We start from the raw sequence: 25,972 nt of genomic DNA, 5'->3' as shown, positions 1-25,972 counted from the left end.
CAGCCTTTATTGTTGTAAGACTAACATTGCTGAGAATCGCCTCTTACATTTCTGATACGTGAGCTTTAAGGCGAAAAGAGAAACGACTTCCTTTCCCAACTTCACTGCTAATCTCTAGCTGACTCTCATGATTATTGAGGGCGTGTTTCACAATTGCTAAACCTAAACCACTGCCACCTGATTGTTCGCGGTTGCGAGAAGAATCGACCCGATAGAAGCGCTCTGTCAATTTATGAAGATGTGTCGGGGGAATTCCTTTTCCTTGATCAGAGAGCTGAAAGAGAATCTCGCCTTGTTCACTACCATTATCTACCTTTGTTAGTAGAAGATGGATCGGCGTTTGGGGAGGATTATGTTCAATGGCATTGTAAAAGAGATTGAGAACCACCTGCTTAAGTTGATCCTGACTGCCGAGAACAGTTAAGTTTGGGGTGATTTCGGCGGTAATATAATCTCGAGATTGCGGATGTTGCTGATAGTAATCATCGAGCATCTCCTCTGCTAATTGAGAGAGGGGAACAATTTCGACACGATCCCATTTTGCACCAGTCTCAAGGCGTGTTAATGCCATCAGTTGAATCACTAAAGCATGAAGTCTTTCAGCTTGCTCCTCAATACGATCAAGCGCCTTAGCTTCGAAGCTTTCATGCTCTGACTCAGGTAAATTACTCTGCAACATTTCGACATACCCTTTAATCACCGTCAAGGGGACTCGTAATTCATGATTAACATTTGCAAAGAAGGTTTGACGTGTTCGTTCAGCAACCTCTCGATCGGTCACATCTCGAGCAATAATCAGCAGGTTGTTCTCAATATAGGGATAATAGAAGCGACATTCGAGTTCACGTTGATCGAGCTGTAGAAGAAAGGGCTCTTCATAATTTCCCGCTTTGAAATACTCCACAATTTCAGGCGTTCGAATCAGATTGAAGATCGATTGACGCTCATCTTGTGGCCAGCGTAATTTGAGCATCGCTTCTGCTTGAGGATTACACCAATTTAAACGACCCTCTTTATCACATAAGATTGTGGCATCCGGCATCGCCTCCGCCCCTTTTCGAAAGTAACGAATAAAATCGAGGAGTCGGTTTCGCTCTTTTCGCTGCTCAATGCGCATACGATGAAGGCCGTGGAAGATCGGGAGCCAACTACTTTTGCCTTCAGGAGGGTAGAAGTTGTGATCGATCCAGATCCAACGGGAGAGCCGGTAGAGTTGCCGATAGTGCCAAAGCAGGAGCAGAAGTGTTGCGATAAAGAGCCAGAGAAAGAGAGAGCCAAAGAAGAAAGAGAGCATGATCGCCGGGAGATAGAGTAAAAATAACTCTAAGAGAAACTGCTTAGGGGAGAGGTGACCTAACATTATTTAAGGCTCCTAAATCAACTTAACTAAATATCGGTGAGTATGATAAAAGATTGAGAGTATCATCGGTCAATCTCAAGTCCGAAGAGAGGCCGATAAGAGAGATCGATAAGATCATCATAACGGATGGGTAGAGACTTCTACTACTAAAATTTATCAGCATGATCTTGGACTCGATCGTTCACATCCTCGCATTATCAATTCTTGCTTTATCGCACTCGCTTCCATTTAAAGCGGCACTAAGCGTGAGGCGAGAAGCGATAACCTTCACCACGAACCGTTTGGAGTAATTTATTATGGCCTGTAGGCTCTAATATTTTACGAAGGCGCCCAATAGTGACATCAACGGTACGCTCATCCACATAGCTATCGATCCCCCAGACATGATCGAGAAGCTGATCGCGACTATAGACACGATCAATATGGGTAATAAAGAAGGCTAAGAGACGAAACTCAATAGCACTAAGATTGATCAATTCGCTATTAATGGTAATTCGTTGTGCATCGAGATCGAGCTCAATACCGGCTACCTCGCGAATTTCATTCTCCTCCTCCACATACTCATCAATTCGGCGAAGGAGGGAGTTGATGCGGGAGAGTAGCTCCTTCATCGCAAAGGGTTTAGGCAGATAATCATCAGCGCCCGAATCGAGTCCAACAACACGATCCTCTAATTCTGCTCGTGCGCTTAACATAATGACAGGAATATGACGATTTTTACGGCTCGCTTTGAGCTCCTTAAGCAGATCGATTCCCGATTTTTGTGGCATCATCCAATCGAGCAAAATCAGATCAATTTTAGGGTTTTGCGCTAAAATCTCTTTCGCCTCATTGCCATCAAATGCTTGAATAACCTCAAATCCTTGACTTGAGAGAAAGTGTTCGATCATCTCTGATATAGGAATTTCGTCTTCAACGATAAGAATCTTTTTCATATTGACCAATATCTACCACTATTTTTTACACTATTGAAATGAGTTATCGATCCCATCGACGCTTGATATTAAGGTCAAGGGCGATTGGTATGTTGCCTCTTTTATTAGCAGATTTCTATTTTAAGGAGCGATTATGACAACTATGTAACAAAGCGATCGATTGCGCAATGATTTGTCATCTTTATGTCATCTTAATAGGGTAAAAGGTAGAGGGGAGGTCTCGAAATCATTCAGTTTCAGTTGATTTTAAGTAGTAAGAAGATTCTTTGAGCCGCGGGAGCCGACCATTTCGCTCTTATAACTCCTGCATGCCCGCAGGCCGGCATTTTCAATGCCGATTGCCGGCGCATAATCTCTGGAAGAACGCGACAGTGAGGACCGGCATCGTTCAACTTTTTCATTTCCAAAAATGGCTAATGAAAGAAGATCATTATTTGCCGGCGCGAGATTTTTGGAAGTGTGCAGGAGTGAGATCTGGCAACTCATCAGCTTTTGTTGTTTAGTTGATTTAATCCATAAGAGAATCTGTTGAGCCGCGGGAGTCGACTATTTCGCTCTTATAACTCCTGCTTGCCCGCAGGCCGGCATTTTCAATGCCCATTGCCGGCGCGAGATTTTTGGAAGTGTGCAGGAGTGAGATCCGGCAACTCAACAGCTTCTGTTGTTTAGTTGATTTAATCCATAAGAGAATCTGTTGAGCCGCGGGAGCCGACCATTTCGCTCTTATAACTCCTGCATGCCCGCAGGCCGGCATTTTCAATGCCGATTGCCGGCGCATAATCTCTGGAAGAACGCGACAGTGAGGACCGGCATCGTTCAACTTTTTCATTTCCAAAAATGGCTAATGAAAGAAGATCATTATTTGCCGGCGCGAGATTTTTGGAAGTGTGCAGGAGTGAGATCTGGCAACTCATCAGCTTTTGTTGTTTAGTTGATTCAATCCATAAGAGAATCTGTTGAGCCGCGGGAGTCGACTATTTCGCTCTTATAACTCCTGCATGCCCGTAGGCTGGCATTTTCAATACCCATTGCCGGCGCATAATCTCTGGAAGAACGCGACAGTGAGGACCGGCATCGTTCAGCTTTTTCATTTCCAAAAATGGCTAATGATAGAAGATCATTATTTGCCGGCGCGAGATTTTTGGAAGTGTGCAGGAGTGAGATCTGGCAACTCATCAGCTTCTGTTGTTTAGTTGATTCAATCCATAAGAGAATCTGTTGAGCCGCGGGAACCGACCATTTCGCTCTTATTACTCCTGCATGCCCGCAGGTTGGCATTTCAATGCCGATTGCCGGTGCGTAGTTATTGGAAGTGCGCGATAGTGAAATCCGGCACCTCCAGATCTTTTTTGTCCTATTTAATGATGACTATTACAGATAATATCCGCTAAGTATTGAGTATGCTTCTCGCTAGTTTCCCAAGCATCACTCTCAACCATGACACGGACAACAGGTTCAGTTCCCGAAGGACGAATAAGAATTCGACCTCGACCCGCTAAAGCCTTCTCAACCTCTGCCATCGCCACTTTGAGCGCTTCACTCTCCCAGGCGGCACCCCGTTCGATTTTAACGTTATGCATCACTTGAACCGTTTTGGGGATACGATCACGAATTTCTGCAAAAGTTGCACCACTCTGTTTCATCAATTGAATCGCTTGCAGTGCCGCAATAATTCCATCACCGGTTGAGTGTTGATCTAAGCAGAGAATATGACCTGAATTCTCTCCCCCCACATTGAGCGATAATTGATTGAGAAGCTCTAAGACATAACGATCTCCCACATTAGAGCGATGGAGCGTAATGCCACGCTCTTCAAGCGCTAACTCAAAACCTAAATTACTCATAATGGTGCCGACAACTGCTTTTTCTTGACGTTCTGTCGCTAAGAGATAGAGGATATCATCCCCATCAAATGGACGACCTCTCTCGTCGATAATCAGTAGGCGATCGCCATCACCATCAAATGCAATACCGTAGTCTGCCTTTTCTGTCTTCACAGTTGCAATGATTTTTTCAGGAGCAGTTGAGCCGACAGCATCATTAATATTGGTCCCATTTGGGGTTGTTCCGACCTCAATAACGGTTGCGCCTAATTGACGAAAGAGCTCCGGAACGACTTGATATGTTGCACCATTGGCACAGTCGACAACGATTTTATCCCCTTTAAGTGAAAGCTCTGGCGCACTTGCAAGGCAAAAGTCACGATAGTCTGTTAAGGCATCAGAGAGTGTCTCAATAGTGCCGGTCGCTCCCTCTTCTGGAGCAGAGAAGGGGGTATCAATTCCCGCTTCGATAGAGAGTTCGACACTATCATCGAGCTTTTCACCCTTCTCATTGAAAAATTTAATACCATTATCGAAGAAGGGGTTATGTGATGCCGAGACAACAATACCCGCTACAGCTTGATGCTTCATTGTGAGATAAGCAACTCCCGGCGTGGGAATCGTGCCGGCGAGAAGAACATTGACACCGGCATAGGTTAATCCTGAGGCGAGTGCAGCAACAAAGAGATCGCAGGAGATACGTGTATCTTTACCAATCACAACGCTACACTTCTCCCCTTGAGAGAGCGCTTTACCTGCTGCAAATCCAAGTTTGAGGGCAAAGTCGGGGGTCAGTGGAAATTCTCCAACCTTTCCGCGGACGCCATCAGTTCCAAAATATTTTCTCATTGCGCTGACTCCTTTTTAATACCCACTTAAAGTTGGGTAAGTTGAACTATGGAATGTAAAGATAAAATCAAAAATATGGGGGAAATCATAGCAGATTTTTAAGTGTGTGGTCCTTTTTGCAGTGATAAACCTCAGTAGGATCAATTTTTGGGATGATGATAGAGGGCAATTATAGGGGGAATTTAACTCTCAAGTTCTCTATTTATTTTGCTATACTGAGGGAATTAGAGTTTACAATCTATTTCAGGAGCAGAAATGAATCGAAAGAAAGTGAGTATCTTTGGGGGAACAGGCTTTGTCGGCTCTCCACTTGTTGCGGCATTAGCAAAAAATGGTTATCGCGTAACGGTCTTCTCTCGTGATCGTAATGTGCAAAATGATGCTTCATGCCTCTCTTATGTTGAATTTGTCGATGGTTGCAAGTTGGAAGATGAAGCGGTGATTCGTCAACATATGGCAGGATCTGATTATGTCATCAATCTTGTTGGCACATGGGATAATAATCGTCGTAGAGCGACGAAAGCACATGTCACTTATCCTACTCGCATCTATGAGATTGCTAATTCTTTAGGTGTGAAGAAGATGATTCATTTTAGTGCCTTAGGCGCAAAAGAGGGGCAGAGCACCTTCTTTACAACAAAAGCTGCCGGAGATAAGGCGCTTCTCGATCTTGCGGCTAAAAATGAGATGAAAGTCGCGATTGTTGCGCCCTCATTAGTTGTCGGATATGAAGATCGTTTTAGCTATAACTTAGCGCGCTGGATTCGTCACTCACCGCTTTTATGGTTACCGATGGCAGAAGCGAAAGTACAACCTGTTTTTATCGATGATCTGATTCAAGCTGTTTTTGCGCTTTTAGCGCAGGATCATGAGCAGGTGGAGTTTGAGCTTGCCGGCAAAGAGCAGTATCGCATCAAAGAGATTGCGCAAAAGATATCAAAAGAGATTACACCAAAACGTCGTATGATTATTGGCATGCCCAATTTTATCGCCGGCATTTTAGCGTTCTTTATCGGCTTTATGCCACGTTTCCCCTATAATCGTAATCAGTTAAAGAGCGCAAAAACAGGTTCTGTTACAACACGAAATGATTTTGAGAAGCTCGGTTTAACGCCAGCGAGTTATGAGTCTGTTCGTCAAGCAGAGATGCCGACAACGATCTTAGATAAATATTATTATGATCGCCTCAATGCGCGTCGTCCTGTAAAGCTCTAACGCGCATTACTCTAACGTTTGTTACTCTAACGTTTATTACAAATTATTAGAAGACATTATCAAAGTAAGCTCCTTATATGTGAGGGATTCCTTTTAAGAGATCCATTAGATATAAGAGAGCTTCTTTATTTGTCTATCTTTTATTCATCAGTCAGTTATTGAATCAGCGCTAGTTGAATGAACTAGTTCATTGATTTATTGATTCATTGGTTCATGGCTCATTAGTTCGTTAAAAAGGATTATAAAAGATGTTAAATGTTGAATTTAAAGTTTTAGATCAACGTCTCGGAAGAGATTTTCCACTGCCTAATTATGCAACAGAAGGTTCTGCCGGGTTAGATCTTCGTGCAATGATCGATGAGGATCTTGTTATCAAAGCCGGCGAGACATCGTTTGTAAAGACTGGAATAGCCATCTATCTCAAAGATCCTCGCTATGCAGCGATGATTCTTCCTCGTTCAGGTTTAGGGGTAAAACATGGCATTGTTTTGGGGAATTTAGTAGGCTTAATTGATGCCGACTATCAAGGGGAGTTGATGGTTTCGCTCTGGAATCGTAGCGATAAAGATTTTACCTTAACAGTGGGCGAACGTATGGCGCAGATGGTGATTGTTCCTGTTATGCAGGCAAACTTTGAGCAAGTTGAGGAGTTTGAAGCATCAGAGCGCGGTGAAGGTGGATTTGGACATACAGGACGAAAATAGAAGATGGTAAGAGAGAAGGGCTATCGGGTCCCATTAGCCTGTTTTTGGCTAGTCTTTTTAGCAGCAGCATCGTTACGGGTAACCTTGACATCGTTAGGTCCGGTGATGAGTGATATTTCTGCAAGTTTATCACTCTCTAGTGCGGTGGTTAGCTTCTTAGTGACAATTCCGGTGATCTGTATGGGGATCTTTGCGCTCTTCGCCTCCCCTTTAAGTCATCGGTTTGGTTTGGAACATGTGATCACCTTTAGTCTCTTCTTAATTGGGATATCAACGATTACCCGTAGTTATTTTCAGAGTACCACTTGGCTCTTTCTCTCCTCTTTTCTAATGGGGATCGGGATCGCTATTGCCGGTCCTCTCCTCTCCGGCTATGTTAAGCATCATTTTAAGCAGCGCAGTAATGTGGGGATGATCTTTTACACATTAGGCATTAGTATCAGTGGTGTTTTAGGAACGATGAGTAGCTCTATCTTAAATCACTATCTCCATTGGGAGTGGGCCTCGACACTGCAGTTTTGGGCGTTACCTGTTCTGCTAGTCTCTGCAATTTGGGCTGCCTTTTATCTCTTTAGAGGAGGTGCGCCGGCCAATCAGCAAGCGCCGAAAGCTAAAATGCCTTGGAATCAACCGCGAGCTTGGATGTTAGTGGCCTGTTTTGGTCTACAATCAGGGCTTTTCTATACCAATGTTGCTTGGCTTCTTCCTTTCTTATTGGAGAAGGGAATCGATCAATTTCATGCCAATACGCTACTTAATCTCTCGATTCTCAATGGAATTATTGGTGGGTTTCTCATTCCGATTATTGTGATTCGTTTAGGATTAAGAGCAACAAGTCTCGGCGCAATCGCTGTGACTATTGTTGCCGTGATGATTCTTTTATGGGGCGGTAACAATCTGCTTCTTCTCTATATCACTGTTGGTATTTTAGGTGTTTTAGTAAGTTCTGGATTATTTGCTTTAACGATGCTGCTTCCCTTCAATGAAGTCGATGATGGGAATTCGGTAGCAAGTTGGACGGCGATGATGCTCTTTGGCGGTTACTGCTTTGCGGCTTTTATTCCTACACTTCTCGGATGGCTCTACGATTTAACAGGGACTTACGATACGGTATTTTTAGGATATCTGCTCAATGCCACCTTGTTGGGGATTGTTTTTTATCGTTTCTTTAGTCGGAAAAAACGTGTCGATGCATCATAAAATAGTGATTGGATAAAAATAATCGGTGAAAAGAGTGTAAGGCACTATGATTTTTTAGAGCGATCTCGTATATTGATCTGTGGACGTGATTTGTGGATGTTACTGAACGTCATTAAACGTCATTAAACGTCATCAAAGGTAGCGATAGCTATAAAATATGATTAAACACTTATAAAACGTTATTAAAATGTTATTAAAACGTTATCTAATAAATAGACGGTAGGTTGATTGAGCCATATCGTTGTCATCAATAGAAAATGCTTGAGATTTGGAGAAGGTTAGGAAAATGAAAGTATTGATTTTAGCAGGAGATGGAATTGGTCCGGAGATTGTTGGCGAGGCGGAGAAGGTCCTCAATTTTGTGGCAGAAAAGCATCAACTCTCGCTCTCTACTGAACATGCACTGATTGGTGGAATTGCCGTGGATGAGAAAGGCGCCCCTCTTCCTGCTGAGACCTTAGAGCAAGCCAAAGCGGCAGATGCAATTCTGCTCGGCTCAGTGGGAGGTCCTAAATATGATTCACTTCCTCGTAATATTCGTCCTGAGCAGGGATTATTGGCGATTCGTAAGGAATTAAATCTCTTTGCTAATCTTCGTCCGGCACAAGTTTTTAAAGAGTTAGCGCACGCTTCTAGCCTTAAAGATGAGCTCGTTGCAGGGCTTGATATTATGATTGTGCGTGAATTAACAGGTGATATCTATTTCGGTCAGCCTCGCGGTATTGAGGAGCGTGATGGGGAGCGTGTTGGTTTTAATACGATGATCTATTCTGAATCAGAGATTCGCCGTATTGCCCATGTTGCTTTTCAAGCGGCTCAAAAGCGTAATAAGCGCCTCTGTTCTATCGATAAGATGAATGTTTTAGAAGCGACTCAACTTTGGCGTGATGTGGTGACAGAAGTTTCAGCAGAATATCCTGATGTTGAGCTCTCCCATCTTTTAGTGGACAATGCTGCGATGCAGTTAGTGAGAGCACCAAAGCAATTTGATGTGATGTTAACGGGGAATATCTTTGGTGATATTCTCTCTGATGAAGCTTCTATGTTAACTGGCTCGATCGGCATGCTTCCTTCAGCCTCTCTCGATGAGAATAATAAAGGGCTCTATGAGCCGATTCATGGATCAGCACCCGATATTGCCGGAAAAGATATTGCCAATCCTCTCGCGACAATTCTCTCTGTGGCGATGATGTTCCGTTACACATTTGCGAAAAATGAGATTGCCGATGAGATTGAAAGCGCAGTGAAGCAGGTTTTAAGCGAAGGTTATCGTACACGTGATATTGCGCAGCCAGGTGAAGAGGTTGTCGGTTGTGTTGCTATGGGGCAAGCGGTTCTAAAAGCGCTCGGAGCATAATTGATACTGTTTCGATCTTAATAGACTTCAGCAGATCAGATCAGCCTGTTAAGATCGAATCGATCATAAAGTCATAAAGTCATAAAGTCATAAAGTCATAAAATCAATAAGTCATTAAGTAATGCAGTAATGCAGCAATAAAATAACGAAATAGCAAAATAACGAAATAATAAGATAAAGGATCAAGATAAGATGAAAAAGTTGGGTCTAATTGGTTGGCGTGGAATGGTCGGCTCTGTTCTGATGGAGCGTATGGAGAAAGAGAATGATTTTGCCGGAATTCACACCACCTTTTTCTCAACCTCAAATGCCGGTGGTGATGCGCCGGTGGTCGCAGGGAGTTATGAATCAGTGTTGGTCGATGCTTTCGATATTGAGGCATTAGCAGCACAAGATATTATCATTAGTTGTCAGGGAGGCGATTACACTTCGTCTGTTTTTAATAAATTGCGTGAAGCGGGCTGGCAAGGCTATTGGATCGATGCTGCATCGACATTGAGAATGGATGATGATGCGATGATTATTCTCGATCCGGTTAATCGTGAAATTATCGATCAGAGTTTAGAGCGCGGGATTAAAAACTTTATCGGTGGCAACTGCACCGTGAGCTTAATGTTAATGGCGCTCGGTTCTCTCTTTAAAGAGGGTTTAGTTGAGTGGGCGACCTCTATGACCTATCAATCAGCCTCAGGTGCCGGCGCACAAAATATGAAGGAGCTATTAGAGCAGATGGGTGCGATTCATTCTCTTGTCAATAGTGATCTTTATAACCCGGCAAAGAGCATTTTAGAGATCGATCAGATGATCACTGATTCTTTCGCGACAGATCAATATCCTAAGAATCGTTTCGGTGTGCCATTAGCAGGAAGCTTAATTCCATGGATCGATACGGAATTAGAAAATGGTCAGAGTCGTGAAGAGTGGAAAGCGATGGCAGAGAGTAACAAATTACTACAGTTAGAGCGTTCAGTTCCTATTGATGGGACCTGTGTTCGTGTAGGGGCGATGCGTTGCCACTCACAAGGATTGACGGTGAAGTTGACAAAAGATGTTCCTCTCGATGATATCGAAGCGATGATCAAAGAGAGTAATCGCTGGGTTAAAGTCGTTCCTAATCATCGCGATATTACGATGCAGGAGTTAACACCCGCAGCGACCTCAGGTACCATGACAATTCCTGTAGGGCGTCTTCGTAAGATGAATTTAGGCCCGGAATATCTCAATGCTTTCACTGTCGGTGATCAGCTCCTCTGGGGGGCTGCAGAACCACTTCGTAGAATGCTCAACATTCTCTTAGAGAGAGAAGAGTCACTTCAGTAGCGCGTTATCTATATATTGTCTAGTAGAGTCTATTATTGTCTATTATTGAATTAATAGCGTATAAAAAAATAGGCTACAGAAAATAGGCTAAGAAAATAGACTGTAAAAAGTAGACTAGAAAAAATCCCACAGCTATCAAACTGTGGGGTCTTTATATTTAGGCTTTCATTTTTCGGAAGCTCCACTTCTCAAAAATAAGATATGGTCTCTATCGCTCCCGTTTTCCGCATTTTCTCGGAATGCCTTGGTAATTGGTGGTGAATTGTTTACCACGTTGATGTTGACGTTGACGACGTTCTTTATGGCTTTCTGCCGGCACTAGGGCCTCTTTGCCAGAACCGATCAGATCACCTCTTCCCATATAGCGTAGTGCTTGACGCAGCTGAGGCCAATTATTGGGATCATGATAGCGCAGGAAAGCTTTATGAAGTTGCCGGCGTTTGAGGCTCTTTGCCGTTCCTACATGTTCAGAATTACGACGAATCGGCTTGAGAGGATTACGTTCAGAGTAGTACATTGCCGTTGCCACTGACATCGGTGTCGGCATAAAAGCTTGGACTTGATCTGCTCGTAGATCATGCTTCTTTAACCAGAGTGCTAGGTTGAGCATATCTTCATCACTAGTTCCGGGGTGAGCTGCGATAAAGTAGGGGATCAGATATTGCTCTTTTCTTGCTTCGCGAGAGTACTTTTTAAAGAGTGTTTTAAAATCCTCATACGCTTTCATGGATGGTTTCATCATCTTCGAAAGCGGGCCTTCCTCCGTATGCTCCGGGGCGATTTTAAGATATCCGCCCACATGATGTGTTACCAGCTCTTTAATATATTCTGGCGATTGCGCGGCAAGATCGTAGCGAACGCCGGAAGCGATATGGATACGCTTAATACCCTCAATTTCTCGTGCTTTTTTATAGAGATCGATAAGGGGCTTGTGATCTGTATTGAGATTTTGACAAATACCAGGATAGACACAGGAGAGTTTACGGCAATGCTTCTCAATATTAGGGTCTTTACACGCTAAGCAATACATATTGGCGGTAGGACCACCCAGGTCTGAGATATAGCCTTTAAAGTCGGGGCTGCGATCTCGAATCTCTTTCACTTCTGCCAAGATAGATGCCTCAGAGCGGCTCTGAATAATGCGTCCTTCATGCTCTGTAATGGAGCAGAAAGTACAACCGCCAAAACATCCACGCATAATGCTAACGGAATGCTTGATCATCTCCCATGCTGGAATATGGGCATCACCATAGCTAGGATGAGGCGCGCGCTCGAAGGGAAGAGCGTAGACGGTATCCATCTCTTTTGTTGAGAGAGGAATGGGCGGCGGATTGATCCAGACATCAAGATCCCCATGTTGCTGTACCATCGGGCGAGCATTAAATGGATTTGTCTCGAGATGTAAAATTCGACTGGCATGAGCATAGAGTGCGGCAGTTTCTGTCACATCTTCAAAACTTGGTAGGCGAATGGTGAGATCTGTTCGGCTAATATTCTCACTTTTAAGGGTCGATTTTGCTTGATCTTGGGTCGGCGCTTCAAGTGCGACATTTGTCTCACAATCACGGCTGGTAATCGTGCCGTAAGGATTGATATAAGGATCAATCTTCCCCACATGATCAAAGTGGGTGGAATCGAGTTCGTGACGATCAAAATGGTGCTTTCCATGAGGGCGAATAAGTGCAGAGCCACGAATATCGGTAATATCCGTAATCTTTTCACCGGCAGCAAGACGATGGCTCAATTCAACAATAGAGCGCTCTCCATTTCCAAATAGAAGCAGATCTGCAGCACTATCGACTAAAATTGAGCGACGAATGGTCTCTGACCAGTAATCATAGTGGGCGACTCGGCGAAGCGATGCTTCAATACCGCCGATAACAATCGGAATATCGCGATACGCTTCGCGCACCTTTTGGCTATAGACAATCACAGCACGATCAGGGCGCTTTCCATTCACATCACCTGCGGTGTAGGCATCATTACGACGAACTTTACGATCTGCAGTATAGTGATTGACCATCGAATCCATATTGCCAGAATTGACAGCAAAATAGAGATTAGGTTCCCCTAAGCGCATAAAATCATCAAGCGATCGCCAATCAGGTTGAGAGATAACGCCTACCCGAAAGCCTTGTGCTTCTAGTAAGCGTCCTAAAATAGCTGTTCCAAAGCTAGGGTGATCGATATAACTATCGCCGGTGACAAAGATAATATCGCAACTATCCCAACCTAGAAGATCCATCTCTTCTCGTGTCGTTGGGAGAAAGGGCGCCGTACCAAAACGATGAGCCCAATATTTTCGATAGGAGAAGAGCGGCTTAACACCTTCATATTGTCGCATAGTAAAACCTGTTTAATTCAAGAGTTGATACTGATCTTACCCCTTCAAACTTGGGAAAGGATCGGTAGATAGATGGGCTCGATAATAACCTTTTATTGCTCAATATCCAAGAAAATAGCATAAGAGAGGTGATGTGCTAAAAATTTGAGGAGAAGTTGAGGGAAAGCTAATAAAAAGCTAATGAAAAGTTGAGGAAAATATGGGTAAAATTTACCCATCTTAAGAGAGGGGGAATTATTTGGTTTTAAGAGAGATTACTATTTACGAGCTACTTTTATCTTAAATAGCCGCTATCTATCTGTTTTTATAGCATTTTTTGTCGCGATATTTTGGAGTGTCACTCATCGTTATTTGTAAATCATTTCTGTTTGTAACTTATTGATTAAAGAGGTTTCTCTCAATTCGTAATGCTAGAAATAGTTGTTATACTGTAGCGTAAGTTAAGTCGTTGCATTGAGTTGTAGCGATCGTCCGATTCAATCATTTCGATCATTTCAATAATAAAGAGGGAATATAAAATGAAAGGGAATAAAGACGTTATCGATTACCTAAATGTTCTTCTTGCCGGTGAGTTAGCAGCAAGAGATCAATATTTCATCCATGCAACAATGTACAACGAATGGGGATATCAGAAGTTATTTGAACGAATCTTCCATGAGATGGATGATGAAACTGAGCACGCGAAAAAGATTATTGAGCGTATCTTAATGTTAGAAGGTACTCCAAAGATGGTACCCGATGCGATCAATATCGGCTCGACAGTTGAAGAGATGCTTCAGAGCGATCTCAATCTTGAACTGTCAGTGCGTGAAGCATTAAAGAAAGGTATTGCCCTCTGTGAAGAGAAGCAAGATTATGTTACACGTGAGATGTTAGTTGAGCAGTTGAAAGATACTGAAGAGGATCATGCTCACTGGTTAGAGAAGCAGCTCCGTCTTATTAAGACTATTGGTTTGCCACTCTATCTTCAAAATGAGATTGCTTAAGAGAGATCGGTGAGTATCCATCATAGCTCTCCATTATTGATCTCTACCATAATCTAATTGAGGAAGTTGAGGTAAAAAATATGAAAGTTGAACGTTCAGTATTACTACAGCTGAATAAGGTATTAGGACAATATCTAATCTCTATCAACCAATATTTTCTTCATGCGCGTATCTTGAAGAATTGGGGTTTTGAGGGGTTAGGGCATCCTGTCTATAAGAAATCGATTCAAGATATGAAAGAATCTGATGATCTTATTGAGCGTATTCTTCTGCTTGATGGGTTACCTAATTTACAAGAGTTAGGAAAATTACTAATCGGAGAGGATGTTCCTGAGATCTTAAAGTGTGATCTCGATCGTGAGTATCAGAAGCGAGCGGTTTTAGTTGAGGCGATTGCCCACTTAGAAGAGGTGCAAGATTATGTCTCGCGTGAGCTTTTAGAGGGACTTCTCGATGAGAGTGAAGAGTATATCGATTGGCTTGAGACTGAGAGAGAGAATATCGAGGTATTAGGCTTAGAGATCTATCTTCAGCAGTTAATTGAGAAGAAGTAGCGCTCAATTTTATGCACTAGATTTGATGAGATCATTGATAGACGGCTAATCTCATCATCTCATGGCCTTGATCCCTCATTGTTATCGATGACTCAATGAGGGATTGAGTTTGGCATCATATGTGACATAAGTTGAGCGGTAATCGATAATTTAATCGTTGACAGAGTTAATCGTTGGTAGAGATCCTCTATTTAGTCCCCATTTCTCCATTCAATAAATAGAAGAGCCTATCAACGATCTAAAATGAAAATATCTAAATAAAGATGATTTCAAAAATGGTTAAAATGGTTAAGATTATCGTTCAGTTATAATTTATCAATACACTATCTGCAACGCTCAATTATTATTGATAGTAATGATTGATAGTTGTTATTGAGAGTAGTGATGAGTTTGATAGTCATAATTAAAAATCTCAGAGGATTTAATCAATTCTCTGAGATTTTTTTTGTAATTTTTGAAACGCTCTTTTGTAAGTTCTGATAGAGCGAGATGTTTGTTGATTGTATCGACAAATTTCGTGATAACTATCGTAACTCATAAGCCTGGGGGATGGGGTTATGGGTCGATTGAGGAGATGCTTCTCCCGGCAATAGACTTCTAGCAATATCGGCACAAGAACCACAACCTGTTGCAACACCTAGCTGCGCTTGGAGTGCTTCAAACGTTGTTACGCCATTTTCGACAGCTTCAACAATTGCTTTATCAGTAATCCCATTGCAAAGACAAATATACATCATTAATTCCTCTTATCGATGATCGCTTTCTACATACTAATAATAATTATTCTTATTTGCAAGTAGTAAATAGTGCGATTTGAGAATAAAATTATTCGAAGAGGGAGCAGTGATGAGCGCAAGGCAGTAAGTGAGGTAGGAGAGTCGTTAAATCACGATAGTTGCAGGAGGTAGTGAGATCGAAATCGTTAAACTAATGTTGGGGCTTTCTTTTGTTATCGATTCTTTTCGAAAGAAAAATGAATAAAATGAGTGAAAAGATCAAAGTTAGAAAAAATATGCACTATATTATGAGGGAAGGTTTTAATGAGATCGTGATAATCAGCATTTTATCGAGGTTTCAATCGATTATTGTCGACAAAGTATAATGTTGTTAATGTCATATTGTTAATGTCATATTTATTAATGCAATATTATTAACTTGAAGAGTGCAAGCGTCGATAAAGCTGATAAAGATCTCAATAAGTTAAAGTAGATTTTATGCTAGAAAGGGAGCTAAACATTGAGTAGAGAGATTAAGAGTTTACGAGATAAATTGTGGCAGCGGGGGCAGCTGTTTCGTACCATTCGCGATTACTTCTTCTTAGAGGAGGTGGTTGAGGTTGATACCCCGATTATGAGTCAATTTGGCAATCCTGATCCTGCGCTACTCAATTTTAAGTCTTGTTATACCGGGCCTGGAAAGCTTCATCATTGCGAAACTTATCTAATCACGTCCCCTGAATATCATATGAAGCGCCTTTTAGCTGTGGGTTCAGGATCTTGTTACTATTTAGGCAAGGTTTTTCGAGATGGGGAGTTGAGTCATCGCCATAATCCAGAATTTACGATGTTAGAGTGGTATCGAGAAGGATTTGATCTAGAGACCCTCATGGAGGAGGTTTATCGCCTTATTCGTATTTTAAGTGGGAAGGGTCTTGAGCGAGAATCTTATAGTTATCAAGTGGCTTTTCAGAAATTTTTAGGGATCGATCCCTTCTCAATGACACTTGAAGCATTAATAGAATTTATTGAATCTAAAGATCTCTCTTTGACTTTTACACCAAGAGATCGGGATGAAGCGCTTGATCTTATTGTCTCTCATCTCTTAGAGCCACAATTTGATCGAAATAGTGTCACTTTTCTCTATCATTATCCGGCAACTCAAGCTTCACTAGCGAAGATTGTTACAGATGATAATGGAAATCTCGTTGGAAAACGATTTGAAACTTACTGGCAGGGATTAGAACTGGCAAATGGTTATGAGGAATTAACAGAGAGTCAGGAGCAGAGAGCTCGCTTTGAGGCAGAAAATAGTCTGCGCCAACAGATTGGATACGATACTGTTCCGATCGATCAGTTTCTTTTGGAGAGTTTAGATCAGCTACCATTCTGTAGTGGTGTTGCTTTAGGGGTTGATCGTCTACTGATGGCGATCTGGGGCAAGGAAGATATTGCCGATGTGCAAGCCTTCGGTTTTGAGCAATCATAAGGTTATTTTGGTAATTATCTATTGAAATAAAGAGGCTGAACGCTGCCGGATCTTACTATCGTGCGCTTCCATAAATTGCGCGCCGGCAGTTGGCAATTACTCGATTAGCAGAAATTTTCCCGGCATGGGTGTCATCGATGCTGACCTGCGGGCATGCAGTGGTGAAAAGAGCGAGATGATTGGTTCCCGCCTTTCAACAAATTCTCTTAAGAATGATCGGTTGAATCAAAAGTAAAAGAGGCTGAACGCTGCCGGATCTTACTATCGCGCTCTTCCATAAATTACGCGCCGGCAGTTGGCAATTACTCGATTACTAGAAATTTTCCTAGCATGGGCATCATCGATGCTGACTTGCGGGCATGCAGTGGTGAAAAGAGCAAGATAGTTGGCTCCCGCTTTTCAACGAATCCTCTTAAGAATTAATGATTGAAAGTTAATGATCATCAATAGTTATCATGATCAGATATTCTTAATCATAATTGGGTATAATCTTGAGAGGTTATTTTAAAGAGAGGTTGCGGTTGGAAGATCGAAAACCGCTTAAATAGTTGCAGATCTAAAACTTGGGAAACTGAGAGAAGAGGTGAGAGGATGGTGGATGCGCCGAAGCCCTTTTGGCAAACATTGCGCTTTATATTGAGTAATCTTATTGTGTTGAGCTACTTTTTAGTGCGCGTCACACCAGAGAGTAGAATACTCGATGGCGTTGTCTTTACACTCGATACATTTTTAATCCCAATGTTTGTCTTTATTGCAGCCTATTTGACGCAAGATATCTCATTGAAAGAGATTAAAAAGGCGATGATTCCCGCTATTATCACCTGCAGTGGTTTTCAATTGATTAATACGATCCCGGCAATAATTGCTGGGGAGTTTTCGCTTTTGAAGTTTTTTATCGAGCCGCTCGATGGCGTCTGGTTTATTATTGCCGTTCCACTCTGGCAGGGTTTTAGCAAGATGCATGCAGAATTACGCCATCATCCTGTCATAACGATGATTATCTTCTCCATCATCGGATTTACTGCCTTCTTCTATGGACTACCTTATTCAGGGCTCTTCTCTATTGTTGCTTATTTTCCCATCTTCTTTCTAGGTCGCCGCATCACTCATGAAGCGATTCATCGCTGGCGCTCTGCACCTATCTATCTTCCGCTCCTTCTATTAGCGATCGGTTTAGCTTCCGCCTATTTTGGTTTTATCCATTATCCTCATCCTCTCTCATTTAGAACGCTCTACCATCTTCCTCTACAAGAGGCGATTATCTATTATCTACTCTTTATGTCACTTTTAGGCATGTTTGGCATGGTGATTGTCTATGGTATCCGCTATCTTGCCTTTTTAGAGAGCGTTGCACCTAAGGCGTTAGGCGTCTATCTGATCCATCCTATTATCTGTGTGATTGTTTTAACTGCGTTAGCACACTCTCAAATTGCTTTAACATTGCCGGTAGCGCTCTTTTTGACGCTTGTAACGATAGTTGTTGCAGTCGGTCTTGCCTCGATCTTCCCATTCAATTGGTTATTAGCACCGAAGATTTCTCATGAAGAGTATGAGTCAGCTTAGTAATAGAATATCAATAATATAGTGAAATCGGTTTAAAAAAGACTGAAAAAAGCTTCTTCAAAAGTTGAGAAAAAACGTAATATTTTTCTCATTTTTTTCTTGAGCGTTGCCCAATATTTTTCAATGGGATTCAGATCAGGAGAATAAGGTGGGAGGAATAATAGCCGATGACCTGTTCCTGATAAAATTACTTTTAATTGAGATTTTCGGTGAAATCTAGCGTTATCCATAACGATAACGCTATTTTCAGGAAGTTCAGGTAGTAACTGAGTTGCAAACCAATACTCAAAAAAATCACTATCCATTGTTCCCTCATATTGAAAGGGGGCTATTAATGTTTTTCGATTAACAAGACCCGCTACAAGACTTGTCCTGCGGAATCGTTTACCGCTTACAAAACCTTCGACTTTAACGCCTTTTGGAGCTCTCCCATGTGTCCGGTAAAGATATTGATCAAACCCAGTTTTATCAAGATAAACAATCTTATCTTTTGATATTTTCCCTAACTCTTTTAAAAACTGGTCTATTTTTTTTGATCTTGTTCACGATAAGTTGTGCTTTTCTTTTTACGTCTCAAGCCAAGTTTAACAAGCATTTCGTGAACAGAGGATGTTGCGCATTGGAAAACTTCAGCAATTTCATAAAGATAAGCATCAGGATGTTCTTTCATATAAGCTTTGAGTTTTACTGGATCGATCTTTTTAAAATTACGTTGCCGAACGGGATCTTCTAAAGAACCCTCAGCAAATTTTTGTCGCCATTTTTTAATGCTTCCTGGAGATACGTTAAATAAACGAGAGACTTCAGCCATACTTTTACCCTCATCAAGAGCCTCTAATATACGTTTTCTAAATGAAATTTCGTATGCCATAAATTCCTCGTTTGTTTAAATATTCTTGATCAGATTATGTCATGGTTTAAAACCGATTTCACTATAAAATCAATCAGAGGCTTAATAAAATAAAACCTAAACAGATCTCTCTGTCTAGGTTTTCAAAAGCATTGCAATAGTGCTAGCTGAGATAATCGATAAGATTGATGAATCTAAGACTCAGTCTAGAAGTTACTCTTCATCTTCCTCTTTGATCTGCGCTTTATCAAATGCTAAGCGAGAGTTGAGGCGAAGCACCGCATTATCAAAACGGCGTTGATCGGTGCGATTACGAATTTCTAATTTTGGTACGGGGGTCGGTGTGCCATTATCATTGATCGCAACCATAGTGAAATAGCAGCTATTTGTGTGGCGTACTTCACGAGTCTTAATGTTTTTGGCTTCAACACGGATACCGATCTCCATAGAAGTGCGCCCAACATAGTTGACGTTTGCATGAAATGTAACAAGCTCTTGAACATAGATGGGTTGTTTAAAGACCACTTTATCGACCGAAAGGGTAACAACATAGGTTCCGGCATATTGGCTCGCACAAGCATAGGCGACTTGGTCGAGGAGCTTAAGAATATTGCCTCCATGAATATTTCCTGAAAAGTTAACCATATCCGGTGTCATTAAGACAGTCATACTGAGTTCACGTGTGGGTGTTTTTGTATCAATCATTTTTCCTATCTCATTTGAAATCAATAAAAGGTATAATTGCTCTCTATTATAGTGGGTCAGCTGAAATCATACAGTATCAATTAGTATCAAACCCACTTACTCTTTTTATAAGAGTGATTACAGAAGTTAATGAGTGTTAGTGAGAATATTGCTAATAAAATTGTTTGAGTCTCTTTGTTATTCTATAAGCAGACTTGTAGCTTTTATTGATAATCTTATTGAAAACCTATCATTAAGGGATCATTAGACTTATCAGTATAGTCAGCTTAGTCAGCTAAATCGGCTGAATTAGCTCGATCGGTTTTGATCAGACCCAATCAATTGATATCAACTAACTTTAATCAACTCTACCTTTATTTATATCACGATAAATTATTCCGGCAAGATAAATGAGTTATTTAGAACAATTAAATGAGAGTCAATATGAAGCAGTGACTGCACCACTTGGGCCTGTTCGCGTATTGGCAGGTGCAGGTTCGGGTAAGACGCGTGTTTTAATCTCTAGAATCGCTTGGCTATTAGAGACTGAGCAGGCAGAACCCTTTGGCATTTTAGCTGTCACCTTTACCAATAAGGCAGCATTTGAGATGCGTACGCGATTAGAGGATACGCTAAAGTTTTCATTAAGGGGGATGTGGATAGGGACCTTTCACTCCCTCTGTCATCGTATTTTGCGCCTTCATCATCGCGATGCAGGATTGATTGAAAATTTCCAAATTCTTGATAGTGATGACCAAGTGCGTCTCTGTCGCCGCGTTATTCGGGCAAGGGGCTTAGATGAGAAGCTCTATCAGCCACGCGTGCTAGCCAATTTTATTAATGGGCATAAAGAGGAGGGGCGTCGAGCGCAACATATCGAGGTCTATAATGATGCTTTTACAAAAAATCTGGTTCAGCTCTATCACGATTACCAGACGCTATGTGAACAGTCGGGGCTCGTTGATTTTTCAGAGATACTTTTAAGAACAGTAGAGCTCCTTCGAACCCATCAAGCAATCTTAAACCACTATCAAGAGCGCTTTAAGTTTGTCTTAGTCGATGAGTTTCAAGATACCAATAGTGTGCAATATGCTTGGTTACAGCTCCTCTCCGGCAAGCATCATAATCTCTTTGTTGTAGGGGATGATGATCAGTCAATTTATGGCTGGCGAGGCGCAAAAGTGGAGAATATTCTCCATTTCGATACGCATTTTGAGGGGGTAACAACTGTTCGATTAGAGCAGAATTACCGCTCTACTAAGGCGATCTTAGAGGCGGCAAACCATGTTATTGAGAAGAATGATACCCGCTTAGAGAAGCGTCTCTGGACCGATAATGAGTCGACACAACCGATCATTCTCTATCGCGGAACCGATGGTTATGATGAGGCGCGCTTTGTTGTAGAGACGATTAAAGAGCGGTTAAAAGAGGGATATCAGAAATCGGATATTGCAATTCTATACCGCTCAAATGCGCAATCTCGACTCTTTGAGGAGCTTTTACTACGTGGACAGATCCCTTATCGAGTCTATGGTGGTCTACGCTTCTTCGATCGTGCGGAGATCAAAGATATTATGGCTTATCTACGCATGGTGGTAAATCCTAACGATGATGTCTCGCTTGAGCGTAGTATGACAACGCCCCCTAAAGGCATTGGTCAGGCAACTATTGAGATGATTCGAGAATATGCAGCACAGCAGAGAATCTCTCTTTGGGAGTCGATGCAGCATCTTCTTGAGGGGCAGCAGCTTAGCACAAGGGCTCACAATGTTCTTCTTGCCTATAGTGAGCAGATTCATGATCTTATGCAGAAAGTTGAAGAGATGAAGCTCGATCAATTCTTTGCTTACGCCATTGAGCAGAGCGGATTAAAAGCACAATATAAGAAGGAACCACTCAATCGAGGAGAAGATCGGATCGATAACCTCAATGAGCTCATCACAGCAGCAGAGTACTTTATGATGAGTGACCAGGTGGAGTTAGCTTTTAGTGATGATCCTGTGGATATTCAATCCTTAACGACAAGAGAGCAACTCGATGCCTTTATGGGGCAGACATCACTCGATTCTAGTGATGCGCAGGCGGAAGCTGGAGAGGATTCAATTCAATTGATGACGCTTCATGCCTCAAAAGGTTTGGAGTTTCCTATTGTCTTTTTAGTAGGGATGGAAGATGGCATGTTCCCAAGTGATGCTTCCATTCAAGAGGCTGATCGTTTAGAGGAGGAGCGCCGATTGGCATATGTTGGTATTACTCGGGCAGAAAAGGTTCTCTACCTTTTAGGGGCAGAGCAGCGGATGATCTATGGTAAGACGCTCCGGATGCCACCCTCCCGTTTTATCCGAGATATCCCCTCTCATCTTGTTGAGATGATCGGTCCGGCGATTGCGATTCGACAAACATTACCTAGTAGTAAGGCTGGGAAGCGAGAGCAGTTTGAAGATAATATTGATGGATATAAGATTGGTCAATTTGTCTCTCACCCCAAATTTGGTGATGGTGTGATTCAAGGGTTTGAGGGCGTTGGCGCAAGCACCCGAGTGATCGTAGAATTTTCCGAATCAGGGCGTAAGGTTTTAGTTTTAAGCTTTGCTAATTTAAAGATTTTATAAATAATTTATAGAGGTTTTGTAAATGCTTTGTAAGCGCTTTGTAAAAGTTTTACAGCTATTTATTATGAATTTGTAATATTTATGTAAACTATTTCTATACTTTTATTGTATATTGTTTTTAGAAGAGGGGGAATATGATATAGATCATGTTACTAGAGGTGGAAACTTGCTTTATATCAATAGTGTAAAGCGAAAGCTCAGTTAGACTATTACTCATTCCCTAGTAGTAGGCAATAACAAGTTCAAATCATCAATGCATTTCGTCTATTAAATGTTTATTTGAATGGATATGCCTAATATTTTACTGGTTTTAACGTTACGTTAGAACCAGTTTTTTTTGTCTTAAAAGTGATGTTGATAGAGCGCATTTTATTTACTTTTGTTAAAGATGGGTCTACCCTAAATCAGAATGATTAAGAAATAAAGTACAAGCTACAAGCTACAAGCTACAAGCTACAAAGTACAAGACACCTAATGCTAGGTCACCTAGTACTAGGTACCAAGTACAAAGGATAAAATAAGGAGTAAAAGATGTTTCAAGCGCTCTATCTACAAGACACCCCTGACTTTAGTTGTTCTCTCGCATCAATCTCGCTCGATGAGCTCTATCAAGAAGAGGGTGATACCTTAATTGAGGTTGAATATTCAACTTTAAATTACAAAGATGCGTTAGCAATCACCCATCAGGGCAAAATTGCTCGTCGTTTCCCAATGATTCCCGGGATTGACCTTGCAGGCCGTGTTTTAGAGAGCCGGTCAGATGCAGTAAAGGTAGGAGATCAGGTATTTATCAATGGATTAGGTTTAGGTGAGAGTCATTATGGCGGTTTAAGTGAGAGAGCTTATCTTAAGGGGGAACAGCTTTTACATCTGCCCGAAAACTATACCTCTTTTGATGTAATGGCATTTGGGACAGCGGGATATACTGCGGCGCTTTCAGTTGCACGATTATTAGAGTTAGGTTTAACGCCGGAAGGGGGAGAAATTCTTGTATCAGGCGCAACAGGCGGTGTCGGCATGGTTGCAATAATGCTTCTCTCTCGCTTAGGTTTTGAGACGGTAGCGCTCACTTCGAAAATAGATCAACCGGAGTTTTTTACTCAGATTGGGGCTAAACGAGTTGAAGATGCGCGAAGCTATTATGAGGCAGGGCGCGTACTACAGAAGGGGCAATACCAAGGTGCGATTGATGTTTTAGGCTCGATCCCGCTCGTTAATATCTGTGCGCAGATTCAATATGGTGGTGTTGTTGCCACTTGCGGTTTAGCACGTGGAATGGATCTTCCTGGAAGTGTGGCACCTTTTATTCTGCGTGGTGTCACACTTGCCGGTATTGATAGTGTAATGGCACCCCGATCGGCACGACTCAAAGCGTGGAAGCTCTTGAGTGAGAATATTCGTAGCGCAGAGATTCGCTCGCAGGTTGAAGAGATCACTTTGCAAGAGGCGATACCTACCGCTAAGAAGATGATTGCCGGTCAAATTCGGGGGCGGTATGTTGTTAAAATTTAGCGTAGTATTGATCTAAAATGATAGGTGCAGGATGATCTATTTATCAATCTGGCGAAATTGGCGATTGAAATAGAGAAGTCCTGCATTCTGGTCATCACTAATTGCCATATAATCGAGTTCAAGAATAAAGAGAGTGTGAGTACCAACTTCATAAGTTGCAGTGACGCGCCCCTCTAAATTAGCTAAAGCTCCCTTAAGCAGCGGCAGATCAGAAGGTCCTTCTGTAAACTCAAAGCGCTCAAAACGCTCTTCCATTGAGACGGGATGCATACCACCAAAATATTCTGCCGCTTCTTGTTGTTCAGCACTTAAGATATTGACTGCCATACGATTATGAGCTTTAAAGGCGGCGTTGCTGGCACTATTTTGATTGATAGAGACAAGCATTGTCGGAGGTGTATCAGTGATGGAGACAACCGCTGTTGCCGTTAAGCCACATCGTCCCATTGCGCCATTTGTCGTGATAATATTAACCCCGGCACCGAGTTGTGCCATGGCATCTCTAAAGCTCTTTTTTATATCTTGATGGTGATCAATCACTATCTCTTTCATTCTATTATTCCCTCCTGTAGTGAACCATTGATTCTAGCGCTTTCTCCAAGGTTTGAAAAGTAAAGAAGCGATCTTACTGTTATGTGGGGGAATTGAGATCGGTCTTGCTAATAATACGTTGATAGACCTCTGGGTAATGATCCTTCCATGCTGTGTGTGCTTTGATAATATCGCTGCAATCAATATTAATAATTCGCTCACTATCGCTCTCAATAGGGTAGTAACCAATCGGTCTACTCAGTTTGATATTGGCAATTGCGTAAGTGGTATGGAGCGTTGCATCGTGAATAGAGTGGCAATTGTAGATCTTGCCACTAATAGCGGCGGTTAAATCTTCCCACTCTTGAGCATTATTATCGACCGCTCCCCCTAAAAGAATCACATTATTGATCTTAATTTCAGGATGGTATTTGAGAAGCTCAAGTGCATAGAAGATGACACGGCAACCTAAAGAGTGTGCAATTAGGGTGTAAGGCCCCTCTTTACATTGATAGAGGATATTTCCTAAAATCTCCCCGGTATCTGCAGCCTTCTTCATCGAGACATGCCACGGGTTGGTAATAGCGCTATAGGCAAGTTGCGCTAAAAAAAGTTTTTTAGAGAGAATATTCCCAAACTTAGGGGAGAGAAGTGAGCGGGTAAAATCTGCCATATTCTTTGATGCCCATGTTAAGCCATAGATCTCAATATTATCGGGAATGAGTTCAAAAGAGCGGCGCCAATCTTCAAAAATTTTATCGTGCTCTTTTAGAAACCCATTAATCACAATTGCGCGGTGAGCTCTATTTTGAGATGCTGATCTCTCCTCTTTCCCACTTTTTGGGGATGATTTACTCAATCGAATAATTTCAAAGCGTTCATCATCGGTAAAATATTCACTAAGAAGGTGTTTGCCGATCGTCGCCCCAAAACTGTAGCTTTTATTCTCAAGGGAGAGTAATCGTTTATATTCGGTAATATCTTTAAGTGGGGGATCGAGCGGTGCAAAGCGAATAATCGAACCATCATGTTCTGCGCAGCGCTCATTATCCCAAGAAAAGAGTTTCCCAAAACTCTTCTTATCAGCCCCTTTAGCCATATTGTCGCAAAATCGGCACTGTACGGTGTAATTGCCACATTCGGCACATTGATAGATGCTTCTACGTAAGCGATGAGCCTCTATCAGTTGATGATCTCTCTTATTGAGGCACCATGAGCAGTAACGATTCTCTAACGTCTCTGTTATTTCCGCCTCTTCAAGTTCCTTCTCAATCGTCTCTTTCTGCTGCACCTTATAGGTTTTATGATCAATTTTCCGTTTATCTTTCCGGCTTGAATCTCGCTTCATTTCTCATCCCCATTTAACAA

Annotated in this window: 25 protein-coding genes; 11 read left to right on the top strand and 14 right to left on the bottom strand. The window is 42.0% G+C overall.

Annotated features, from left to right (window positions below; translation table 11 throughout):
• Window positions 1–43: 43 nt before the first annotated feature.
• The 7 genes from phoR to glmM all read right to left on the bottom strand — a co-directional run bounded on the left by phoR (window position 44) and on the right by glmM (window position 4,967).
• Window positions 44–1,360, bottom strand: coding sequence for a phosphate regulon sensor histidine kinase PhoR (gene phoR, locus AC0SAP_RS02065; RefSeq protein ID WP_473382661.1), 1,317 nt, complete (start codon window positions 1,358–1,360; stop codon window positions 44–46).
• Between the two features lie 239 nt (window positions 1,361–1,599).
• Window positions 1,600–2,295 carry a response regulator gene (locus tag AC0SAP_RS02060; RefSeq protein ID WP_473382659.1) on the bottom strand — a complete coding sequence of 232 codons (696 nt, stop codon included), beginning with the start codon at window positions 2,293–2,295 and terminating at the stop codon, window positions 1,600–1,602.
• A gap of 246 nt (window positions 2,296–2,541) precedes the next feature.
• A complete protein-coding gene (locus AC0SAP_RS02055; protein ID WP_473382658.1) occupies window positions 2,542–2,781 on the bottom strand; it encodes a hypothetical protein in 240 nt (79 codons plus the stop codon).
• 22 nt (window positions 2,782–2,803) lie between these two features.
• Window positions 2,804–2,947: a hypothetical protein gene (locus AC0SAP_RS02050; RefSeq protein WP_473382657.1), complete on the bottom strand. Its 144-nt coding sequence runs from the start codon at window positions 2,945–2,947 to the stop codon at window positions 2,804–2,806.
• Between the two features lie 22 nt (window positions 2,948–2,969).
• Entirely contained in the window at window positions 2,970–3,209 is a 240-nt protein-coding gene (locus AC0SAP_RS02045) for a hypothetical protein (RefSeq protein ID WP_473382655.1), read from the bottom strand.
• A 22-nt stretch (window positions 3,210–3,231) separates the two neighbouring features.
• On the bottom strand, window positions 3,232–3,471 hold the full coding sequence (locus tag AC0SAP_RS02040; RefSeq protein WP_473382654.1) for a hypothetical protein: 240 nt from the start codon (window positions 3,469–3,471) through the stop codon (window positions 3,232–3,234).
• 182 nt (window positions 3,472–3,653) lie between these two features.
• Window positions 3,654–4,967 (bottom strand): phosphoglucosamine mutase, encoded by a 1,314-nt coding sequence (glmM, locus tag AC0SAP_RS02035; protein WP_473382653.1) that lies wholly within the window; start codon window positions 4,965–4,967, stop codon window positions 3,654–3,656.
• A gap of 255 nt (window positions 4,968–5,222) precedes the next feature.
• On the opposite strand from glmM, the gene AC0SAP_RS02030 reads away from it, so the two are divergent.
• The 5 genes from AC0SAP_RS02030 to asd all read left to right on the top strand — a co-directional run bounded on the left by AC0SAP_RS02030 (window position 5,223) and on the right by asd (window position 10,763).
• Window positions 5,223–6,182 (top strand): NAD-dependent epimerase/dehydratase family protein, encoded by a 960-nt coding sequence (locus AC0SAP_RS02030; RefSeq protein WP_473382651.1) that lies wholly within the window; start codon window positions 5,223–5,225, stop codon window positions 6,180–6,182.
• Window positions 6,183–6,430: 248 nt separating this feature from the next.
• A complete protein-coding gene (dut, locus tag AC0SAP_RS02025) occupies window positions 6,431–6,886 on the top strand; it encodes a dUTP diphosphatase (RefSeq protein WP_094567263.1) in 456 nt (151 codons plus the stop codon).
• Between the two features lie 3 nt (window positions 6,887–6,889).
• Complete coding sequence (locus tag AC0SAP_RS02020) at window positions 6,890–8,086, top strand: MFS transporter (RefSeq protein WP_473382650.1); 1,197 nt, start codon at window positions 6,890–6,892, stop codon at window positions 8,084–8,086.
• A 286-nt stretch (window positions 8,087–8,372) separates the two neighbouring features.
• Window positions 8,373–9,443, top strand: coding sequence for a 3-isopropylmalate dehydrogenase (leuB, locus tag AC0SAP_RS02015; protein WP_286479608.1), 1,071 nt, complete (start codon window positions 8,373–8,375; stop codon window positions 9,441–9,443).
• Window positions 9,444–9,635: 192 nt separating this feature from the next.
• Window positions 9,636–10,763 carry an aspartate-semialdehyde dehydrogenase gene (gene asd / locus AC0SAP_RS02010; protein ID WP_473382648.1) on the top strand — a complete coding sequence of 376 codons (1,128 nt, stop codon included), beginning with the start codon at window positions 9,636–9,638 and terminating at the stop codon, window positions 10,761–10,763.
• Between the two features lie 208 nt (window positions 10,764–10,971).
• Here asd and AC0SAP_RS02005 read toward each other — a convergent pair whose 3' ends face one another.
• Entirely contained in the window at window positions 10,972–13,008 is a 2,037-nt protein-coding gene (locus AC0SAP_RS02005; RefSeq protein ID WP_473382988.1) for a YgiQ family radical SAM protein, read from the bottom strand.
• Between the two features lie 617 nt (window positions 13,009–13,625).
• Between AC0SAP_RS02005 and bfr (AC0SAP_RS02000) the strand changes: the two genes are divergently transcribed.
• Window positions 13,626–14,093, top strand: coding sequence for a bacterioferritin (gene bfr / locus AC0SAP_RS02000; RefSeq protein WP_109201473.1), 468 nt, complete (start codon window positions 13,626–13,628; stop codon window positions 14,091–14,093).
• Window positions 14,094–14,173: 80 nt separating this feature from the next.
• Window positions 14,174–14,647, top strand: coding sequence for a bacterioferritin (gene bfr / locus AC0SAP_RS01995; protein ID WP_473382647.1), 474 nt, complete (start codon window positions 14,174–14,176; stop codon window positions 14,645–14,647).
• 524 nt (window positions 14,648–15,171) lie between these two features.
• On the opposite strand, the gene AC0SAP_RS01990 is transcribed toward bfr (AC0SAP_RS01995), so the two are convergent.
• Entirely contained in the window at window positions 15,172–15,384 is a 213-nt protein-coding gene (locus tag AC0SAP_RS01990) for a bacterioferritin-associated ferredoxin (RefSeq protein ID WP_275665404.1), read from the bottom strand.
• A 499-nt stretch (window positions 15,385–15,883) separates the two neighbouring features.
• On the opposite strand from AC0SAP_RS01990, the gene epmA reads away from it, so the two are divergent.
• Complete coding sequence (gene epmA, locus AC0SAP_RS01985) at window positions 15,884–16,852, top strand: EF-P lysine aminoacylase EpmA (RefSeq protein WP_473382645.1); 969 nt, start codon at window positions 15,884–15,886, stop codon at window positions 16,850–16,852.
• 591 nt (window positions 16,853–17,443) lie between these two features.
• Complete coding sequence (locus AC0SAP_RS01980) at window positions 17,444–18,415, top strand: hypothetical protein (RefSeq protein ID WP_473382644.1); 972 nt, start codon at window positions 17,444–17,446, stop codon at window positions 18,413–18,415.
• Window positions 18,416–18,447: 32 nt separating this feature from the next.
• Here the strand turns inward: AC0SAP_RS01980 and AC0SAP_RS01975 are convergent, their stop codons facing one another.
• From AC0SAP_RS01975 to AC0SAP_RS01965, 3 genes are all read right to left on the bottom strand, one after another.
• Entirely contained in the window at window positions 18,448–18,897 is a 450-nt protein-coding gene (locus AC0SAP_RS01975) for an IS630 family transposase (protein ID WP_473382986.1), read from the bottom strand.
• A gap of 41 nt (window positions 18,898–18,938) precedes the next feature.
• Window positions 18,939–19,286, bottom strand: a complete 348-nt coding sequence (locus tag AC0SAP_RS01970; RefSeq protein WP_473382642.1) for an IS630 transposase-related protein — start codon at window positions 19,284–19,286, stop codon at window positions 18,939–18,941.
• A gap of 192 nt (window positions 19,287–19,478) precedes the next feature.
• Entirely contained in the window at window positions 19,479–19,970 is a 492-nt protein-coding gene (locus tag AC0SAP_RS01965; RefSeq protein WP_109217767.1) for an acyl-CoA thioesterase, read from the bottom strand.
• A 389-nt stretch (window positions 19,971–20,359) separates the two neighbouring features.
• On the opposite strand from AC0SAP_RS01965, the gene uvrD reads away from it, so the two are divergent.
• Together uvrD and AC0SAP_RS01955 are read left to right on the top strand one after the other, a co-directional pair.
• Window positions 20,360–22,561 (top strand): DNA helicase II, encoded by a 2,202-nt coding sequence (gene uvrD, locus AC0SAP_RS01960; RefSeq protein ID WP_473382640.1) that lies wholly within the window; start codon window positions 20,360–20,362, stop codon window positions 22,559–22,561.
• Window positions 22,562–23,092: 531 nt separating this feature from the next.
• Window positions 23,093–24,073 carry an MDR family oxidoreductase gene (locus AC0SAP_RS01955; RefSeq protein ID WP_286479588.1) on the top strand — a complete coding sequence of 327 codons (981 nt, stop codon included), beginning with the start codon at window positions 23,093–23,095 and terminating at the stop codon, window positions 24,071–24,073.
• A 36-nt stretch (window positions 24,074–24,109) separates the two neighbouring features.
• Here the strand turns inward: AC0SAP_RS01955 and AC0SAP_RS01950 are convergent, their stop codons facing one another.
• Together AC0SAP_RS01950 and AC0SAP_RS01945 are read right to left on the bottom strand one after the other, a co-directional pair.
• The gene (locus tag AC0SAP_RS01950; protein ID WP_109201477.1) at window positions 24,110–24,625 is read right to left on the bottom strand and encodes a flavin reductase; all 516 of its coding nucleotides are present in this window, start codon (window positions 24,623–24,625) and stop codon (window positions 24,110–24,112) included.
• A 79-nt stretch (window positions 24,626–24,704) separates the two neighbouring features.
• Complete coding sequence (locus tag AC0SAP_RS01945) at window positions 24,705–25,952, bottom strand: DUF726 domain-containing protein (protein WP_473382638.1); 1,248 nt, start codon at window positions 25,950–25,952, stop codon at window positions 24,705–24,707.
• Window positions 25,953–25,972: the final 20 nt, after the last annotated feature.

It is taken from the genome of Ignatzschineria sp. PL_is040 (genome assembly GCF_055813795.1).
Note: the sequence above shows the minus strand (reverse complement) of the source record. Positions and strands in the feature narration are given on the sequence as shown.

What these genes read in the sequence shown, in the direction of transcription:
- AC0SAP_RS02055 (WP_473382658.1), bottom strand. Translation starts at nt 2,781, where the DNA reads ATGAGTTGCCAGATCTCACTCCTGCACACTTCCAAAAATCTCGCGCCG.
- AC0SAP_RS01980 (WP_473382644.1), top strand. Translation starts at nt 17,444, where the DNA reads ATGGTGGATGCGCCGAAGCCCTTTTGGCAAACATTGCGCTTTATATTG.
- AC0SAP_RS01970 (WP_473382642.1), bottom strand. Translation starts at nt 19,286, where the DNA reads ATGGCATACGAAATTTCATTTAGAAAACGTATATTAGAGGCTCTTGAT.
- AC0SAP_RS01965 (WP_109217767.1), bottom strand. Translation starts at nt 19,970, where the DNA reads ATGATTGATACAAAAACACCCACACGTGAACTCAGTATGACTGTCTTA.
- dut (WP_094567263.1), top strand. Translation starts at nt 6,431, where the DNA reads ATGTTAAATGTTGAATTTAAAGTTTTAGATCAACGTCTCGGAAGAGAT.
- uvrD (WP_473382640.1), top strand. Translation starts at nt 20,360, where the DNA reads ATGAGTTATTTAGAACAATTAAATGAGAGTCAATATGAAGCAGTGACT.
- AC0SAP_RS01990 (WP_275665404.1), bottom strand. Translation starts at nt 15,384, where the DNA reads ATGATGTATATTTGTCTTTGCAATGGGATTACTGATAAAGCAATTGTT.
- bfr (WP_109201473.1), top strand. Translation starts at nt 13,626, where the DNA reads ATGAAAGGGAATAAAGACGTTATCGATTACCTAAATGTTCTTCTTGCC.
- AC0SAP_RS02030 (WP_473382651.1), top strand. Translation starts at nt 5,223, where the DNA reads ATGAATCGAAAGAAAGTGAGTATCTTTGGGGGAACAGGCTTTGTCGGC.
- AC0SAP_RS01955 (WP_286479588.1), top strand. Translation starts at nt 23,093, where the DNA reads ATGTTTCAAGCGCTCTATCTACAAGACACCCCTGACTTTAGTTGTTCT.
- phoR (WP_473382661.1), bottom strand. Translation starts at nt 1,360, where the DNA reads ATGTTAGGTCACCTCTCCCCTAAGCAGTTTCTCTTAGAGTTATTTTTA.
- AC0SAP_RS02020 (WP_473382650.1), top strand. Translation starts at nt 6,890, where the DNA reads ATGGTAAGAGAGAAGGGCTATCGGGTCCCATTAGCCTGTTTTTGGCTA.
- AC0SAP_RS02005 (WP_473382988.1), bottom strand. Translation starts at nt 13,008, where the DNA reads ATGGATCTTCTAGGTTGGGATAGTTGCGATATTATCTTTGTCACCGGC.
- bfr (WP_473382647.1), top strand. Translation starts at nt 14,174, where the DNA reads ATGAAAGTTGAACGTTCAGTATTACTACAGCTGAATAAGGTATTAGGA.
- AC0SAP_RS01950 (WP_109201477.1), bottom strand. Translation starts at nt 24,625, where the DNA reads ATGAAAGAGATAGTGATTGATCACCATCAAGATATAAAAAAGAGCTTT.
- leuB (WP_286479608.1), top strand. Translation starts at nt 8,373, where the DNA reads ATGAAAGTATTGATTTTAGCAGGAGATGGAATTGGTCCGGAGATTGTT.
- AC0SAP_RS01945 (WP_473382638.1), bottom strand. Translation starts at nt 25,952, where the DNA reads ATGAAGCGAGATTCAAGCCGGAAAGATAAACGGAAAATTGATCATAAA.
- glmM (WP_473382653.1), bottom strand. Translation starts at nt 4,967, where the DNA reads ATGAGAAAATATTTTGGAACTGATGGCGTCCGCGGAAAGGTTGGAGAA.
- asd (WP_473382648.1), top strand. Translation starts at nt 9,636, where the DNA reads ATGAAAAAGTTGGGTCTAATTGGTTGGCGTGGAATGGTCGGCTCTGTT.
- AC0SAP_RS02060 (WP_473382659.1), bottom strand. Translation starts at nt 2,295, where the DNA reads ATGAAAAAGATTCTTATCGTTGAAGACGAAATTCCTATATCAGAGATG.
- AC0SAP_RS02045 (WP_473382655.1), bottom strand. Translation starts at nt 3,209, where the DNA reads ATGAGTTGCCAGATCTCACTCCTGCACACTTCCAAAAATCTCGCGCCG.
- AC0SAP_RS02040 (WP_473382654.1), bottom strand. Translation starts at nt 3,471, where the DNA reads ATGAGTTGCCAGATCTCACTCCTGCACACTTCCAAAAATCTCGCGCCG.